Annotated in this window: 10 protein-coding genes; 1 reads left to right on the top strand and 9 read right to left on the bottom strand. The window is 68.9% G+C overall.

The window, feature by feature from the left end; genetic code table 11:
- Together alaS and DYE23_RS12545 are read right to left on the bottom strand one after the other, a co-directional pair.
- Positions 1-2,697, bottom strand: a complete 2,697-nt coding sequence (alaS, locus tag DYE23_RS12550) for an alanine--tRNA ligase (RefSeq protein ID WP_011894615.1) — start codon at positions 2,695-2,697, stop codon at positions 1-3.
- 87 nt (positions 2,698-2,784) lie between these two features.
- Positions 2,785-3,195: a secondary thiamine-phosphate synthase enzyme YjbQ gene (locus tag DYE23_RS12545; protein WP_011894616.1), complete on the bottom strand. Its 411-nt coding sequence runs from the start codon at positions 3,193-3,195 to the stop codon at positions 2,785-2,787.
- 101 nt (positions 3,196-3,296) lie between these two features.
- Here DYE23_RS12545 and DYE23_RS12540 point away from each other — a divergent pair, with 101 nt between their 5' ends.
- Complete coding sequence (locus DYE23_RS12540; protein ID WP_011894617.1) at positions 3,297-3,602, top strand: GlsB/YeaQ/YmgE family stress response membrane protein; 306 nt, start codon at positions 3,297-3,299, stop codon at positions 3,600-3,602.
- Positions 3,603-3,756: 154 nt separating this feature from the next.
- On the opposite strand, the gene DYE23_RS12535 is transcribed toward DYE23_RS12540, so the two are convergent.
- From DYE23_RS12535 to DYE23_RS12505, 7 genes are all read right to left on the bottom strand, one after another.
- Positions 3,757-5,097 carry a replication-associated recombination protein A gene (locus DYE23_RS12535; protein ID WP_011894618.1) on the bottom strand — a complete coding sequence of 447 codons (1,341 nt, stop codon included), beginning with the start codon at positions 5,095-5,097 and terminating at the stop codon, positions 3,757-3,759.
- Positions 5,098-5,106: 9 nt separating this feature from the next.
- Complete coding sequence (locus tag DYE23_RS12530) at positions 5,107-5,946, bottom strand: DUF3097 domain-containing protein (RefSeq protein ID WP_011894619.1); 840 nt, start codon at positions 5,944-5,946, stop codon at positions 5,107-5,109.
- Positions 5,947-6,098: 152 nt separating this feature from the next.
- Entirely contained in the window at positions 6,099-7,184 is a 1,086-nt protein-coding gene (locus tag DYE23_RS12525) for a zinc-binding metallopeptidase family protein (RefSeq protein WP_011894620.1), read from the bottom strand.
- Positions 7,177-8,109, bottom strand: coding sequence for a transglutaminase family protein (locus DYE23_RS12520; RefSeq protein WP_011894621.1), 933 nt, complete (start codon positions 8,107-8,109; stop codon positions 7,177-7,179). Before DYE23_RS12520 ends, DYE23_RS12525 begins: the two co-directional genes overlap by 8 nt.
- The gene (locus tag DYE23_RS12515) at positions 8,106-10,739 is read right to left on the bottom strand and encodes a circularly permuted type 2 ATP-grasp protein (RefSeq protein ID WP_011894622.1); all 2,634 of its coding nucleotides are present in this window, start codon (positions 10,737-10,739) and stop codon (positions 8,106-8,108) included. Before DYE23_RS12515 ends, DYE23_RS12520 begins: the two co-directional genes overlap by 4 nt.
- Complete coding sequence (locus tag DYE23_RS12510) at positions 10,739-14,149, bottom strand: transglutaminase family protein (RefSeq protein ID WP_115327320.1); 3,411 nt, start codon at positions 14,147-14,149, stop codon at positions 10,739-10,741. The genes DYE23_RS12515 and DYE23_RS12510 overlap by 1 nt, the downstream gene beginning before the upstream one ends.
- A 62-nt stretch (positions 14,150-14,211) precedes the next feature.
- The gene (locus DYE23_RS12505) at positions 14,212-15,141 is read right to left on the bottom strand and encodes a DUF389 domain-containing protein (protein ID WP_011894624.1); all 930 of its coding nucleotides are present in this window, start codon (positions 15,139-15,141) and stop codon (positions 14,212-14,214) included.
- Between the last annotated feature and the right edge of the window lie 90 nt (positions 15,142-15,231).

Raw genomic sequence — 15,231 nt, 5'->3', positions numbered from 1 at the left:
TTAACTCCGGCCCATCTCCGCACGTATCGCTGCCAATGCGGCGTCGATACCTGCCGCCCCCTTGCCGGACCCCTGCGCCAGGTCCGCCTTACCCCCGCCGCGGCCGTTGACCGCGGCCCCGAGCACCTTCACCAGATCGTTGGCGCGCAGGCCACGATCCTGCGCCGCCTGGTTGACCGCCACGACGAACGGCACCGTGTCGTCGTCCGCCTCGGAGATCAACGCGACCACTGCCGGATCGCTGCCGAGCTTGCCGCGGATGTCGCCGACGAGAGACCTCAGATCGCCGGCCGAGATCCCGCCCGCCATCCGCTGCGCGACGAGCCTGATCCCGCCGATCTGCTCCGCGCCCGCGGCCGCGTTGGCCGCCGCCGCTCGGGCGTTGACCAGCCGCAGCCGATCGAGTTCCTTCTCGGCGGCCCGCAGCCGCTCCACGAGGTTCTCGACCCGGGCGGGGACCTCGTCGGAGGGCACCTTCAGCGACGACGCCAGCCCCGCCATCAGGGCGCGTTCCTTGGCGAGGTGACGGAACGAGTCGAGTCCGACGTAGGCCTCGACCCGCCGCACACCGGAGCCCACCGAGGACTCGCCGAGGATCGTGACGGGTCCGATCTGGGCCGAGCTTCGCACGTGGGTGCCACCGCACAGCTCGATGGAGAACGGCCCGCCGATCTCGACCACCCTGACCTCGTCGGGGTAGTTCTCGCCGAAGAGCGCCATCGCGCCCATCGACTTGGCCTTCTCCAGTTCGGTGGTGAAGTTGTGCACCTCGTAGTCGGCCTCGACGGCCTCGTTGGTCACTTCTTCTATCTGGGAGCGCTGATCGTCGGACAGCGCACCCTGCCAGTTGAAGTCGAACCGCAGATAGCCGGGCCGGTTCAGCGATCCGGCCTGAACGGCGTTGGGGCCCAGGACCTGTCGCAGCGCCGCGTGCACCATGTGGGTGCCCGAATGCCCCTGGGTGGCACCGTGGCGCCACCGGGGGTCGACGGCTGCGACGATGGTGTCGCCCTCGACGAACTCACCGGACTCGACCGTGATGCGGTGCGCCCACAGCGTTTTCGCGATCTTCTGCACGTCGGTGACGGCGGCCTTCGCGGTCTGCGACGCCCCGGTGCCGGTGACGGTGCCCTCGTCGGCGATCTGCCCGCCGGACTCGGCGTAGAACGGGGAGCGGTTCAGGATCAGCTCGACCCGTCCGGGAGCGTCTCCGCCCTGCACATGCGACACCACCGGAACGCGTCTGCCGTCGACGAAGATCCCGAGAATCCTTGCCTCGGTGGTCAATTCATCGAAGCCGGTGAACTCGGTGGGGCCGGCGTCGACGAGCTCGCGGTAGGCCGACAGGTCGGTGTGCGCCTGCTTGCGGGCCGCCGCGTCGGCCTTCGCACGACGGCGCTGTTCGGCCATCAGGCCGCGGAAGCCTTCCTCGTCGACGCTGAGCCCCGCTTCGGCGGCCATCTCCAGCGTCAGGTCGATCGGGAACCCGAAGGTGTCGTGCAGCGTGAACGCGTCGTCGCCGGAGAGCACCGTGGACCCGGCCTTGCGGGTGGTCTCCGCGGCGTCCTCGAAGAGCCGGGAGCCGGCCGTGAGGGTGCGGTTGAACGCCGTCTCCTCGGCAATCGCGATGCGGTTGATCCGCTCGAAGTCCGTCACCAGCTCCGGATACGACGGACCCATCTCGTCGCGCACCGTCGCCATCAGCTCACCCATGATCGGCTGCTCGACACCGAGCAGCTTGGCCGCCCGGATGATGCGGCGCAGGAGCCGCCGCAGGACATAGCCGCGGCCCTCGTTGCCGGGGGTGACCCCGTCGCCGATGATGATCGCCGCGGTGCGGCTGTGGTCGCCGATGATGCGGTAGCGGACGTCGTCAGTGTGGTTGCCCTGTCCGTAACCGCGCGGGGCGATTCCGGCGACGAGGTCGATGACCGGGCGCACCAGGTCGGTCTCGTAGACGTTGTCGACGCCCTGGAGCAGGCAGGCGATGCGCTCGACGCCCATCCCGGTGTCGATGTTCTTGCGCGGCAGCGGCCCGAGGATCTCGAAGTCGTCCTTCGAGGTGCCCTCACCGCGCTCGTTCTGCATGAACACGAGATTCCAGATCTCGATGTAGCGGTCCTCGTTGGCCTCGGGTCCGCCGTCGATGCCGTAGTCGGGTCCGCGGTCGTAGTAGATCTCCGAGCACGGCCCGCACGGACCGGGAATGCCCATGGACCAGTAGTTGTCGGCCATTCCGCGCCGCTGGATGCGTTCGGCCGGCAGCCCGGCGACCTCCTGCCACAGCTCGATGGCCTCGTCGTCGTCCAGATAGACGGTGGCCCAGAGCCTTTCGGGGTCGAAGCCGTACCCGCCTTCGGAGACCGGGTTGGTCAGCAGCGACCACGCCAGCTCGATGGCGCCCTTCTTGAAGTAGTCGCCGAAGCTGAAGTTGCCGGCCATCTGGAAGAAGGTGTTGTGCCGGGTGGTGATCCCGACCTCGTCGATGTCGGGGGTGCGGATGCACTTCTGAACGCTGGTGGCCCGATCCCACGGTGGGGTGCGCTGCCCGAGGAAGTAGGGGACGAACTGCACCATGCCGGCGTTGACGAACAACAGGTTCGGATCGTCGAGGATCACCGAAGCGCTGGGCACCTCGGTATGGCCCGCCTTCACGAAATGATCAAGGAACCGCTTCCTGATCTCGTGTGTCTGCACGTCCTGACGTCCTTCGGTTCACCCTGCGAATACTCGACCGCACTACAGTACCGGTCTGGGTGGCGGGCACTCCCACGGACGACGGGGTCAGCCCGACACGAAGCTCAGCCGCACCGATCGGCGGCGATTGTCCCTGTTCAGATCGATGAGCACGACGCTCTGCCAGGTTCCCAGCAGCGGCTCGCCCCCGGCCACCGGAATCGTCACCGACGGAGACACCAACCCCGGCATCACATGGTCGGCGCCGTGCCCCGGTGATCCGTGTGCATGGCGGTATCGGTCGTCGCGGGGCAGGAGTCGCTCGATCGCATCGATCAGGTCGTGGTCGGAACCCGAACCCGTCTCGATCACCGCGATCCCCGCCGTCGCGTGCGGCACGAACACGTTGCACAGTCCGCCGGCGTCAGGGCCGCGTTCCGCACAGAAATCCCGCACGGCCGACGTCAGGTCGACGAACCTGCGCCGGGAGGTGTCGATGTCGAGCGTCTCGGTCTGCACATCGTCGAGGGTATCGACTCGGCATCGGGTTTGACGTCAGCGTTTATTGCCCGGGGGCCCAGGGTATTTCTGCGGCAGCCGCACTTCTCTTGGAGGAAGAAATGACCATTACCGGCATCATCAGCGCAATTCTCATCGGCATCGTCGTCGGCGTTCTCGGCCGGCTCGTCCTACCGGGTAAGCAGTCGATCGGCATGCTCGTGACGATCCTGGTCGGCATCGTCTCGGCGTTCCTCGGCACGGCGCTGGCGCGCGCGATCGGCATCCCGACGGCCACCAGCGGCATCGACTGGCTGGAGCTGCTCGTCCAGGTCGTCGTCGCGGCCATCGGTGTGGCACTGGTCGCCGCGCTGATGGGTCGTCGGGCAGGTGTCGCGGGCCGGGGGCGCACGGGCACGCTTCGCTGACACGACACAACACCCTGGTGATCCCGGCTGGGCCCCCGACCAGCCGGGATCATCCTTGTCTGGGGCGCGCTCAGGATGTCCTCGGGGTCTCTCGAAATCCGCTTTTTGCTGCGGTTCACTCGCACTTCTTCTGCAAAAGGTGGACTTCGGCCACTCAGCGCGAACGGCGGATGATCGCGCGCAGCTTCTCCACACGCGCCGAGATCTCACGCTCGACACCGTGGTTGGTCGGCCGGTAGTAGTCGGTACCGACCAGCTCGTCGGGCGGATACTGTTGTGACGCAACGCCGCCGGGATGGTCGTGGGCGTACTTGTAGCCCACCGCGTTGCCCAGCTTCTGCGCCCCCGAGTAATGCCCGTCGCGCAGGTGTGCCGGCACCTGGCCCGCCTTGCCCGCCCGGATGTCGGCCATCGCCGCCCCGAGTGCGGTGGTGACCGCGTTGGACTTGGGTGCCGTCGCCAGGTGCACGGTCGCCTGCGCGAGCGTCAGCTGCGCCTCCGGCATCCCGATCAGCTGGACCGTCTGCGCGGCCGCGACCGCGATCTGCAGCGCGGTGGGGTCGGCCATCCCGATGTCCTCGCTGGCGAGGATCATCAGCCTGCGGGCGACGAACCGCGGGTCCTCCCCCGCGACCAGCATCCGGGCCAGATAGTGCAGGGCGGCGTCGACGTCGGACCCGCGCACCGACTTGATGAACGCGCTGACGACGTCGTAGTGCTGATCGCCGTCGCGGTCATACCGCAGCGCCGCCTTGTCCAGCGACTGCTCGATCACCTCGACGGTCACCGTCTCGCCCGACTCGGAGACTGTTTCTGTGGCGACCTCCAACGCGGTCAGGGCGCGCCTGGCATCGCCGGCGGACAACAGCACCAGTTGCTCGATGGCGTCGTCGCTGACGGTCACCCTGCCACCCAGGCCGCGCTCGTCGGTGATCGCGCGGCGGATCACCGTCGTGACGTCGGCCGGGGTCAACGGTTGCAGTTGCAGGATCAGCGATCGGCTCAGCAGCGGTGCGACGACGGAGAACGACGGGTTCTCGGTGGTGGCCGCGACCAGCAGCACCACCCGGTTCTCGACCGCGGCCAGCAGCGCGTCCTGCTGGGTCTTGGAGAACCGGTGCACCTCGTCGATGAACAGCACGGTCTGCTCGCCGCGCACCGCGGCCTGGCGGGCCACATCGATGACGGCGCGCACTTCCTTGACCCCCGCCGCCAGCGCGGACAGCGCCTCGAACCGGCGTCCGGTGGCCTGGGAGATCATCGAGGCGAGCGTGGTCTTGCCGGTGCCGGGCGGGCCGTACAGGATCACCGACGCCGCGCCGGAACCCTCGATGAGGCGGCGCAGTGGCGAGTTGGGCTTGAGCAGGTGGTCCTGGCCGACGACCTCGTCGAGGTTCGCCGGACGCATGCGCACCGCCAGCGGAACCGACGCGCCGACGGGCCCCGCGGCGGGCGGCGCGGGCTCCCCGGGCACGTCGAACAGGCTGTCGGACACGCTCCCTGCTTACACGGGCGCGGTGACGAAGTCGATCAGCTCCTCGACCCGGCCGATCAGCTCGGGTTCCAGGTCGGTCCAGTCCCGTACCCGACCCCTGATCTTCTGCCAGGCCGCCGCGATGTCGGCCTGGTCGCGGTGCCGCCAGCCCAGCGCGGCGCACACGCCGTGCTTCCAGTCCTGCCCCTTCGGTATCACCGGCCAGGCCTTCATGCCGAGACGGGCGGGTTTGACCGCCTCCCAGATGTCGATGAACGGGTGTCCGACGACGAGCGTGTGTTCGCCACCGGGTCCGCGCCTCACCGCTTCGGCGATGCGCGCCTCCTTCGACCCTGCGACGAGATGGTCGACCAGCACGCCGAGCCGTCGGCCCGGACCGGGCCGGAAGTCGGCGACGATCGCGGCGAGGTCGTCGACCCCGCCGAGGTACTCGACGACCACGCCCTCGATGCGCAGGTCCTCCCCCCACACCTGCTCGACGAGTTCGGCGTCGTGGCGCCCCTCGACGTAGATGCGGCTGGCCAGTGCGACTTTCGCGCGGGCACCCTGGACCGCGACGGACCCGGACGCGGTGCGCGTCGGCGCCGCCGGTCCCGCCTTCTTCGGTGCGGTAAGGATGACGGGCTTGCCGTCGATCAGATAGCCCGGCCCGACCGGGAACGGTTTACGACGGCCGTTGCGGTCTTCGAGTTCCATCCGGCCGTACTCGACGCGCACGATGGCGCCGACGAACCCGGTCTGGGCGTCCTCGACGACCATCCCGATCTCGATGGGTGTCTCGACGGAACGGGGCTTGCGCGCCCGGTGCGGGTTGTCGGCCAGGATGTCGGTGCCATAGCGATCAGCCACCTGGCGATCCTAGGGAGAACCGCCCCGCGAGCGGCCGACCGTCACCCGTGTGTTGCCCACTAACTTGTCCCGTTGTCCCGCCGAGACTGCGTCCGTGCAGGAGTCCACTCGAACTTTTCCTGCTGGAATGCAATTTCGGCGGATTGTCGGCGTCAGTCCAACTGCTGGCTCTGGTCCTCCGCGGGCGCACCGACCTCGGCCAGTTTCGCCGGGCTCGAGGTGATCTCGTCGATCACCGTGTGGATGAACCGCATCTTCTCCAGCACCGGGGGCGGAAGGACGAACGGGTACACGTCCTCCTTGCCCATCGACCGGTTGACCTGATTCAGCGCCCACGACAGCGGCAGCCACAGATCGATGAGGGTGTCGAAACCGCTGGGGCCGAGGACGCGTCGGTCGTAGGTCGCGGTGGCCGGGGCGAACCCGAATGCCGCGGCGGTGTCCAAGGTGTCACGGATGTGCAGGTAGTGCGCGAACGTCTCGGCCCAGTCCTCGGCGGGGTGCATGGTCGCATAGGACGACACGTAGTCCTGCTCCCAGCCGGCGGGCGCACCCTCGCTGTAGTGGCGGTCGAGCGCAGCCTGGTAGTCGGCCTCCGGGTCACCGAACAACTCGTGGTAACGGTCCAGATAGTCCTGCGACGTTCCGATCAGCCGGTACTGGTAGTAGTGGCCGATCTCGTGACGGAAATGCCCGAGCAGGGTGCGGTAGGGCTCGTCCATCGAGATCCGCAGCTGTTCGCGGTGCACGTCGTCGCCCTCGGCGAGATCCAGTGTGATGACACCGTTTTCATGGCCGGTGAACACCTTCTCGAACTGACTCGAGAGCAGATCGAACGCCAGACCGAATTGCGGGTCGAGATCGCGGCCGACGATCGGGAGCTTGAGCTCGCACAGTTCGGCGATCAGGCGGCGCTTGGCGCTCTCCGCGGTCGCGAACGCGGCCAGAGCGACCACGTCGGCGTCGTTCGGACGGGTCCGGGTCAGTGCGCACGACACGCACAGCTTGGCGATCGGCCCCTTCTCGACGAGCCAATTGCATTCGGCGAGATGCAGATTCGCGCACAGCTGGTACTCCCGCTCGTCGACCGCACCGGCGTGTTCGCTCTCCTCTGTCGGCGCGATGACCAGCAGCGCCATGTCGTCGAGTGAGAACCCCAGCGCACTCTTGCAGTTCAGACACACCGAGTTCTCGAACGACAGCCGCTGGCCGCAGTTCGGGCACGTGAAGTCACGCATTCAGTACTCCCCCAAGGTATGGCGCGACGTCGACCGACACATCGATGACGCTGCTCTCCGAATCCGTGTAGATGATGCCGCGCAGGGGCGGCACGTCGGCGTAGTCGCGCCCGAAACCCACCGTCACGTAACGTTCGTCGACCATCTGGTTGTTGGTCGGATCGAGGCCCAGCCACAGATTCTGCGGTGTCCACACCGACGCCCATGCGTGCGTCGCGTCAACTCCCACCATGCGTTCCTTCCCGGGCGGAGGGTCCGTCGCCAGGTATCCAGACACGTAGCTGGCGGCCAGACCGTTGGCACGCAGGCAGGCGATCGCCAGCCGCGCGAAGTCCTGACATACCCCCTCGCGCGCCGCCAAAACCTCTGCGACCTGTGTCGATACCGTCGTCGAGCCGGACCGGTAGGTGAAGTCGGTGTAGATCCTCTCGTTCAGGTCGCGCAGCACCTCGATCAGAGGCCGGCCGGCGACGAAACTCGGTGCGGCGTAGGCCCGCAGCTCCTCGGTGATCTCGGGTGGCTGCAGATCGAGCGTGAACTCCTTGGCCAGCGCGCCGTCGGCGCCCACCGGCCGCGCGATCTCCCACGGTGCGCGCGCCGAGGGCCCCTGGTACAGATCCGGCGGCGGCGGGTCGACCTCGACGACCGACCGGCTCGTGATGACCAGCCGCCGGTGCCGTGCGGTGACGTGGAAATAGGAGCTGATGTTGCCGTAGACGTCGCGGCTGGTGGAGCTGTCGGCGGCGTCGGGCTCGATGGCGAGTTCGTGGAACAGGCATCGCTGACGCGCCGAGTCGCGCGGCGTGAGGAAGCCGCGGCCGTACGAGCTCGTGACGACGTCGGAGTACCGGTACTCGGTGCGGTGCGTCACCTCGTAGCAGCGGCTGCCGCCGGTTGCGACGGGACCGTCGGGGAAGGCGGTCACGGCACCACCCGCCGTTCGTCGGGCCCCCACAGCGGCTGCATGTCCCCGGGCAGCGACAGGTGGACCGTGGTGATGACAGCGGAGAGCTCGCGCAGGTCGCGGTGGATCGCGGTGAGCAGAGCCCTCAGTCCGTCCCGGGTGCCGTCGGCGGCAACCTCCTCCAGTTCACCCGGCTCCATCCGGCGCAGCCGGGCGGCGATCTCGTCGACCATCCGCTCGGGGCGCGAGGATCCCGTCGACTCCGGAAGGGATCGCAGATGGGTTCTCAGCCGCTCGAGTTGATAGGCCAGCGAGCGCGGGTTGTCGGCATCGAAGAGCATCAGATCGGCGACGCCCGCGACGCTGATCTTGCCGGGATTTCGTCGGCGGTAGATCACCAGGGACTCGCAGGCGACGAGGGCCGACTCGGTGACCGTCTGCTCGGCGCCGGGGGTGCGCACCGTGGTCAGCGTGGCTCGCAGCAGGGCGGTGAGCGCCAGTCCGCGTTCGATCCGCTTGCCGATGTCCATCATGGTCCAGCCGACGTCGTGGACCATGGATTCGGCCGCCACACCCGACAGCGCCATCATCCCGGCCAGGGCCAGGGTGTTGGTCGAGGCGAGGAACGCGTCCCCCTCGGCCTGTGAATCCGGCGGTGTGTCAGGCGCGTTGAGCAGCGCCCGGTCCAGCGCGGACAGCACCATCCAGGTGTCGTTGGACATCTGGTCACGCACGGCACGGGCGGCCAGGCCGAGCCGCTCGACCGACTGGGCCAGGGAGCCGGGGCGGTGACGGTCGGCCGTCAGCGACCACAGGGTCGTCGGCGCGGTCGCGACCATCTCGGCGTAGTCGCCGGCGGCTCCGGTGTCGGTGCCGGTGATCTCGCCGAGTGCGGTGAGCAGGACCGGGACGCACTCACTGCCGTCCATCGTGCGCCGGTACCGGTACTCGTGGTAGCGCTCCCGGGTGACGGTGAGGAGCCGGGCCGTGTGCTCGGCGCGCTCGGCGTAGCGGCCGATCCAGAAGAGGTCCGACAGCACACGCGGTGAGCTGACCTCCTGGGTCGGACTCGAGGTGGCCAGCGCCGGCAGCGGAACCGCCTCGGCGGTCACCCTGGTCGCGGTGCGGACCCAGACATCCTTGGCAGCAACACTTTTGAGTCGGTACGCATCCGCCCCAGGAGCCAGGAGATAACCGAGTCCACCGATCATCGGCGCGTAACCGCTGCGCTGGGACACGGTGAACAACCGCATCCCGACACTGGACGAGGACAGCCCGCCGGGCAGGAAATCCGATGGGGCCGAGGAGAACTCGGGAGGTTCCTGACCGACCCACTGCCACGGGGTGGCGGTGATCCTGGCCGCCAGTTCCTCGCGGCGAGCCGCCGACAGCGTGGCGCCGACGATCGGCTCACCCCCGGTCACCGGCCTGATCACCAGTGACCCCAGGTTGCTCACCAGGTGGGAGCGCTCGATATCGATACCACCCCAGTACAGGTGCGGGGTCGGCAGCAGCGGTGTCTCACCGAGGAGATGTTCGGCCATCTCGGGCAGAAAGCGAAGCAGCCCAGGGCTTTCCAGCACGCCGCTGCCCAGCGAGTTGACCACCGTGACCGCTCCACGGCGCAGCACCTCCACCAGGCCCACCACACCCAGCCGGGAGGCCGGCCGCAGGTCGAGCGGATCGGCGTAGTCGGCGTCCACCCTGCGCAGCACCACGTCGACCCGTTTCAGGGTGCCCATGGACCGCATCCACAACATGCCGTCGCGCACCACCAGGTCGGCGCTCTCCACCAGCGGAAGACCCAGCACGCTGGCCAGATAGGCCTGGTCGAACGCGGTCTCGGAGTGGATGCCGGGGCTGAGCACGACGACCATCGGCTCGTCGACCGCGTCGGGCGCGGCATCGACGAGCGCCAGCCGCAGCGCCTGGGCCCAGGGCGAGCTCTGACGCGGCCCGATCTGCTCGTAGAGGTCGGGGATCGCGTGCGCGACGACCCTCCGGTCGGCGAGCGCGTAACCCGCCCCCGACGGCGCCTGCGTGTAGTCGGCGTTGACGACGAAGTCACCCGTGCCGTTGCGGCTGATGTCACAGCCGTGCAGGAAGAGCTGATGGCGGCCGGGGATCTCGATGCCGTTGGCCGCCCGCAGGTAGCCGGGATGGGAGAACAGCAGCTCCGGTGGCAGCACACCGCCGGTGACGACCCGGCGTTCGCCGTAGACGTCAGTGAGCACGGCGTCGAGCAACCGCGAGCGTTGGACCAGACCGGCCTCGAGGTGATCCCAGTCCGACGCCGAGATGACCAGTGGCAGCGCATCGAGTCGCCACGGCCCGGCGACGGGCTCTCCCTCGCGGTCGGTCTGGACGTAGGTGATGCCGTCGTTGTCGACCAGATCACGGACCACGGCCCGCAGCCGGTCGAGTCCGCCGCGGCCGCGGTCACGGACGCAGTCGGCCAGTTCCTGCCAGGCGGGCCTCACATCGCCTGCCGTGTCGACGAACTCGTCGTAGCCGGCCAGGCCACCGAACGCCGACGCCACGTCGAACAGCGACGGCTGCGCCCGCATGGAGCCGTAGGGCTCCAGCGGATTGTCGACGTCGGTCCGTCCGGCACCCAGTCGGGGTGTCGGAGGTGTTGCGGGGACGGCCATTACTGCAGAACGGTACGCACTCGCCGCAGATCCAAGATCCCCGGCGCGCCCACATCGGTGGATTGGCGGGCAAGCTTCTCCCGCAGCGCCGCGAGGTCGACCGCACCGGGGGTGAACCCGGTGGCCTCGAAACGGCGCGCCCGGCGCGACTCGGCCTCCACCGCGTTGACCGGCGGGCTGTCGTAGGAACGTCCGCCCGGATGGGAGACGTGATAGGTGCATCCCCCGCGTGACACCCCCGTCGCGGCGTCGATCAGCTCGAACCGCAGCGGACCGTCCACCGTGATCGTCGGATGCAACGCGCTCGGCGGTTGCCAGGCGCGGTAGCGCACACCGCCGACCTGGACATCGGGGTTGTCGGTGGCGAGCATCGGGACCGGATGACCGTTGACGGTGACGAGGTAGCGCGACCGGTCGGCTCCGATGAGACGCACCTGGAGCCGTTCGACCGACGAATCCACGTAGCGGGCGGTGCCGCCGGCCGTCGATTCCTCACCCAGCACGTTCCACGGCTCGATCGCGCCGCGCAACTCGATCTCCACCCCGCCGAGCACGGCGGTGCCGATTCTCGGGAAGCGGAACTCGGTGAACGGGTCGAGCCAGCTGGTGTCGAACTCGACACCGTGCGCGCGCAGGTCGGCCGCGACCTCGGCGATGTCGTGAATCAGGAAGTGCGGCAACAGGTATCGGCCGTGCAGGTTGGCTCCGTGGCGGATCAGCGGGGCACGCAGCGGCTCGTCCCAGAACCAGGCGACCAGCGAGCGCACCAACAGCGACTGCACCATCGCCATCTGGGGATGCGGCGGCATCTCGAACCCGCGCAGCTCCAGCAGCCCGAGTCGGCCCCGCGCGCTGTCGGGACTGTAGAGCTTGTCGATGCAGAACTCGGCACGGTGGGTGTTGCCGGTGATGTCGGTGAGCAGATGACGAAGGGCCCGGTCGACGAGCCAGGGCGGAGCGGAGCTTGCGGAGCGACCATGTTCCGGAGCGGAGCTTGCGGAGCTTGCGGAGCGACCATGCTCCGGAGCGGCGCCCCCCTCGGCCTTCGACAACCGCGCGATCTCAGCGAAGGCGATCTCGAGTTCGTAGAGGGCGTCCGGACGCCCCTCGTCCACCCGCGGCGACTGGGAGGTGGTGCCGATGAAACGCCCGGCGAACAGATAGGACAGCGCCGGGTGCCGCTGCCAGTAGGTGAGCATCGACACCAGCAGGTCGGGCCGGCGCAGCAGTGGCGAGTCGGCCGGGGTGACGCCGCCGAGGGTGATGTGGTTTCCGCCCCCGGTGCCGCCGTGGGTGCCGTCGACATCGAACGCCTCGGTCGAGAGCCGGGCCAGCCGGGCTTCCCGGTAGAGCGTCTCCAGCTGGGCGCGCTGCTCGACGAAACTCTCGGTGGGCGCGACGTTGACCTCGATGACGCCCGGGTCGGGCGTGATCGACATCGTGGTGAGGCGCGGATCCGGCGGCGGGCCGTAGCCCTCGATCACGACGGGGCAGTCGATCGAGGCCGCGGCGCTCTCGATGCGCGCGATCAGGTCGATGAAGTGCTCCAGCTCGTCGACGGGCGGCAGGAACACATACAGCAGGCCGTCGCGGATCTCACCGACCAGCGCCGTCGTCGGAACCCACTCGTCGTCGTCCGACGTCTCCTCCGGTGTCGCGGTGGCCGAGCGCGCGAGGGCGGCGCCACGTCCCAGCGCCGGGCGACGGTGGATCGGGTCGGCCTCGAACGTCGGCTTGGGGGGCTTCCAGCTGATCGAGTTCAGCGGCAGCCGCAGGCCCGCCGGTGAGTCGCCGTCGAGCAGCACGATGCGACCGCGCCGCAACGTCCAGTCCGCGCTGGCCCAGCCGGCGTCGTCGTCGCGGCGGTGCAGAGGCAGGACGAACGCCGTTGGTTCGCCGACCGATTCGTCGAGCCGCTGCATCAGTGCGGCCCGGCCCGCGGCGTCGTCTGCGGCCAGGTCGTCGTCGGCGGCGACCGGAGGCCCCTCGGGTCGGCGCACGGCTGCGATGAGCCGGGTCAGCGGGTCCTCGTAGGCGGGGCGGACCCGGTCTGCCGGCAGCCCGAGGCCGTCGGCGATCGCGGCCAGCAGCGCGCGGTGGGCATCGGGGGCGATTCCTCGAACGCCGGGCGTCTCGGGCCACGGATCGGCAAGCAGCCGGTCATCGCTCCAGAGCGGTTCCCCGTCGGCGCGCCAGTAGAGCCCGATCTGCCAGCGCGGCAACGGTTCTCCGGGATACCACTTGCCCTGGCTGCGCTGCACCAGGCCCTGCGGCGCCCACACCTTCTTCAGTCGCGCGGTCAGCGCCGATGCCCGCTCCCGCTTGTGCGGTCCGTCGGCGGCGGTGGTCCACTCCGGATCCACCTGGTTGTCGATCGAGACGAACGTCGGCTCCCCGCCCATGGTCAGGCGCACGTCGGCCTCGCGGAGCCGTTCGTCCACCCGGCGGCCGAGCGCGTTGATCGCGGCCCAACTGGCGTCCGTGTAGGGCAGCGTCACCCGCGGGTCCTCGTGCACCCGGGTCACGACGTTGCTGAACTCCAGGACGGTCTCACAGGGTTCGGTGGCACCGGTGATCGGAGCGGCGGACTCGGGATGCGGGGTGGCCGACAGCGGGATGTGGCCCTCCCCGGCGAACAGACCGGAGGTGGGGTCCAGCCCGATCCAGCCGGCTCCGGGGATGTAGACCTCGGTCCACGCGTGCAGATCCGTGAAGTCCGCGGCCGGGCCCGACGGGCCGTCGAGCGCCTCGACGTCCGAGGTCAGCTGGACCAGGTACCCCGACACGAAGCGCGCCGCCAGGCCGAGCTGACGCAGAATGGACACCAGCAACCACGCCGAGTCGCGGCAGGAGCCGATCCCGGTGCGCAGCGTGACGTCCGGGGTCTGCACCCCGGGCTCCATCCGCACCGAATAGCCGACGTCGGCGTTGACGGCGCGGTTCAGCGCGACGAGGAAGTCGATCGTCCTGGTGCCCGTGGCCACGGAGAAGTTCGACACCCACGCGGCGGCGAGGTCGCCGGGGCCGGTGCCCTCCCCGTCCTCGTCGACGGGACGCAGATAGGGCTTGAGATCCTCGGCCAGCGCCTTCGGATACGCGAAGCCGACGCGTTCGGCGTAGTCCTCGATGAAGAAGTCGAACGGGTTGACGACCTTCAGGTCGGCGATCAGGCCGACGGTGATGGTCAGGCTGCGGGCGCGGGTCGGGAACACCAGCCGCGCGAGGAAGTTACCGAAGGCGTCCTGCTGCCAGTTGACGAAGTGATCGGCGGGCTCGACCTGTAAGGAGTAGGCCTCGATGGGTGTGCGCGAGTGCGGGGCCGGGCGCAGCCGCACGACGTGAGGATGAACCTCGACGAGGCGGTCGAATGTGTAGCTGGTGCGATGCTCCAGAGCTACCTTGATACCCATAGCGGCCAATCCCATCACAACACCGGATGCGATGCAGGTTGCGTCCCTCGCGTGCGCGTCCGCTACTTGCGGGCCGTGCGCGCCACCAGACGACCGCGCGGACGCAGCACCAGCACCAGGACCCCGGCCAGAACGATGCCGACGAGGTTGACCACCAGCTGCAGTGCCGACTTCGCCGCGACGTCCCAGGCGCCGACCGTCGCGGCGACCACCGCGAATCCCGCTGCGGTCACGGTGTAGACGGAGATGAAGACCCCGACGAGCCCGGCCGATCTCGCCGACACCAGCGACAGCATGCCCGCCGCGCCGGCGAGCAGCGCGACCATGAACGACACCGGACCGACCCGGAAGATGAAGTCGACCTCCTCGACGTGCGCAACGCTGTCGAGGGTGATCCAGCCGAGGGACTCGGCGGCCCAGGTGGCGATCGCGGTGATCGCCATCGCGATCGGGAAGCCGACGACCAGGGCGACGGCGGCACGGCGGGCCAGGGCCATGCGGCGCTGCACGAGCGCGACCGACAGTGCGGCGAGCGGACCGAACTCCGGACCGAGCACCATGGCGCCGACCACGGTCACCGTCGAGTCGGTGACGACGCCGATCGCGGTGAGCAGACACGCCAACGTCAGGAAGAGCACGAAGGTGACCGACAGCGTCGCCTCTTCCCGTGTGCGGCCGATGAGTTCGTCCCACACGACGGCGTCCGCGGGATCTCCGACGGCCTCCTCCTCGGCCCTGTGGGCTCTGGTCGACAGCACGGTGTCCAGGACGGTCAGGGTAATCGCACCGCGATGCTGGGCGTCGAGGTCCTTGAGGTTCTTGATGACGTCGTTCGCGCATTCGCGAGCGAGGTCGGCCGCGATCACGTCGCCGGCGGGGTCGACGGCAGCGCCCGGATGGAGCAGCACGTGGGCGACGCCGACCTGACTGCGCAGCACGTCGAGGACGTCGTCGCGCATGTCTTCGGGAACGACCACGCGTAAGTGCAGCACCGGGGCAAGTTAACCGTGCTGAGCACCAGAAATGAACAGTCGCCAGACAAATGTGGGCAACACACACTTTCCTGTTATATATTCACACCA

This window comes from Mycolicibacterium gilvum (assembly GCF_900454025.1).
Lineage (GTDB): Bacteria > Actinomycetota > Actinomycetes > Mycobacteriales > Mycobacteriaceae > Mycobacterium > Mycobacterium gilvum.
This window is presented reverse-complemented; position numbering and strand designations above follow the sequence as displayed.

Coding starts and splice junctions, on each gene's coding strand:
- DYE23_RS12540 (WP_011894617.1), top strand. CDS start 3,297: ATGACCATTACCGGCATCATCAGCGCAATTCTCATCGGCATCGTCGTC.
- DYE23_RS12525 (WP_011894620.1), bottom strand. CDS start 7,184: ATGCGTGACTTCACGTGCCCGAACTGCGGCCAGCGGCTGTCGTTCGAG.
- DYE23_RS12515 (WP_011894622.1), bottom strand. CDS start 10,739: ATGGCCGTCCCCGCAACACCTCCGACACCCCGACTGGGTGCCGGACGG.
- DYE23_RS12510 (WP_115327320.1), bottom strand. CDS start 14,149: ATGGGTATCAAGGTAGCTCTGGAGCATCGCACCAGCTACACATTCGAC.